Origin of the sequence: Okeania sp. SIO2B9 (genome assembly GCF_010672505.1) — a bacterium.
Lineage (GTDB): Bacteria > Cyanobacteriota > Cyanobacteriia > Cyanobacteriales > Microcoleaceae > Okeania > Okeania hirsuta.
Window position 1 is genome coordinate 1 of the sequence record NZ_JAAHGK010001457.1, and the last position, 1,757, is coordinate 1,757.

Consider the following 1,757-nt stretch of genomic DNA (forward strand, 5'->3'; position numbering starts at 1 on the left):
AACTGAGTTGTACCCCCGTCAGACCATCTCCACAAGCTTTTCTTTAACCGCGTGCCCCACGGCTATTAAACCTCTATTTCTGATTACTTTTGCAGCAGCTATATCACGATTTATTTCATAACCACAGTTGCTGCAATTATGTTTTCTATCAGAGAGTTTTTTCTTTTCAATCTGCCCACATTTAGGGCATTCTTGAGAAGTATAATTCTTGTCAACTTTTCCATAATATTTGCCTCTTTTCCAGCAGATATAAGGAAGTATTTCATTGATAAATTGACCGATGCCACTGTCATTAGATTGTTTTCTGACAATACCTCTAGACCAAGAATTAAAGTTAATATCTTCAACGAAAATATTGTCTGTATTATCACAAAGTTCATGAGCTAATTTGAAATGCCAGTCCCGTCTAGTATTGGCTATTTTCTCATGTATTTTAGCTATCTTTTTCTGAAGTTTTAACCAATTATTTGACCCCTTCTTTTTTTTATTAAGTCTTCTTTGCAGCAATTTAAGCTCGCGTAGTTGGCTGAATAAAAACTTAGGAGATTTGATTAATTTTCCAGTTGAAGTAGCTACAAAACTTTCTATACCTGCATCTATTCCTAATGACTTTTTACCTACTGGATTATCTGGCAATAACTCAGATGAAGTAAAAATAATCATCAAATAATAGCCACTAGCTTTTTTGACTATCCTAGCTTGTTTAGCTTGAAAACCATCTGGATATGGTCTACTTTGTCTGATTTTAATCCAACCTAGTTGAGGTAGTTTAACTCTATTATTGCCTAAGCAATTTTTCAGCATTGCAGGAAAAACAAAACTTCTCAGTTTTTTCTTAAACCTTGGATAACCTTTTCCTTGAGATTTCATGTCAGAAAAAGCTCTATCCAAAATTTTTAAAGTTTGTTGTAAAACTTGAGCATTAACTGACTTTAATTTAGGATGAATTTTTTTAGCTATTGTGAGATTTTTGGCTTGATGATTGTAATTAGGATAAGGCGCATCAGCAGGAATAATATATTCGGAAACAATTGAACAGCTATTAATTGGTGATTTTCTCGCACTTGACCAGTCTTTTCGCTCTCTCAAAGCATAATTGTACACACTCTTACAAACATCAAGAATATGATTAATCTCTATTTCTTGTTGCTGAGTTTGGTTGAGCTTGTACTGGTAAGTTAAAGTAATCAAAGGTTGAAAAATAAAATGTTAATAACTATATTATAACTGATACTGGATTGATTCGCGCTTCGCTCAATTAATAGATTTGTTGAAATTCATTTCACCGCTAAATTAGAAATTATAGCGGGAGTCCTCTTTCAAGATTCTCTGATAGAATGGTAGGGAAATAGTTTTTGTAGATATTTGTATATATATTTTGGTTAATTCCAAGACTTTATTTACTAAATCAGCCCCTACAAAAAACCCATCTTATCTTGTTCCTTATATTAATTATGTCACTTGTTCACTTAAAAAAATCTGTAGTCACTCTTCACCTCCGAGAAATGGTTGAAGATGGTCAAACAAACGATCGCCTTGCATTATTAGGACTAGGTGCGTTTTTGATTGGTCCATTAGTTGCTCCTACTGTCACAAAAGTTGCAAGAAAAGTAGTTAAGGGTGCAATTAAAAGTGGTCTTTCTATGTATGAACAGAGTCAGGAGACTTTTGCCGGAATTAGTGAAGAGTTTGCCGATAATTTGGCAGAATCTCAAACTAATCGTTGAGATTAAAATTATTAAGTTAGGGGTCGTGTA

2 protein-coding genes are annotated in these 1,757 nt (G+C 33.5%); one reads left to right on the forward strand and one right to left on the reverse strand.

All coding sequences use genetic code 11. The features are described 5' to 3' along the window. Nucleotides 1-18 precede the first annotated feature (18 nt). Nucleotides 19-1,191: a transposase gene (locus F6K13_RS31665; RefSeq protein WP_287289659.1), complete on the reverse strand. Its 1,173-nt coding sequence runs from the start codon at nt 1,189-1,191 to the stop codon at nt 19-21. 263 nt (nt 1,192-1,454) lie between these two features. On the opposite strand from F6K13_RS31665, the gene F6K13_RS31670 reads away from it, so the two are divergent. Further along, complete coding sequence (locus F6K13_RS31670) at nt 1,455-1,727, forward strand: hypothetical protein (RefSeq protein ID WP_192901036.1); 273 nt, start codon at nt 1,455-1,457, stop codon at nt 1,725-1,727. The last annotated feature ends 30 nt before the right edge of the window (nt 1,728-1,757 follow it).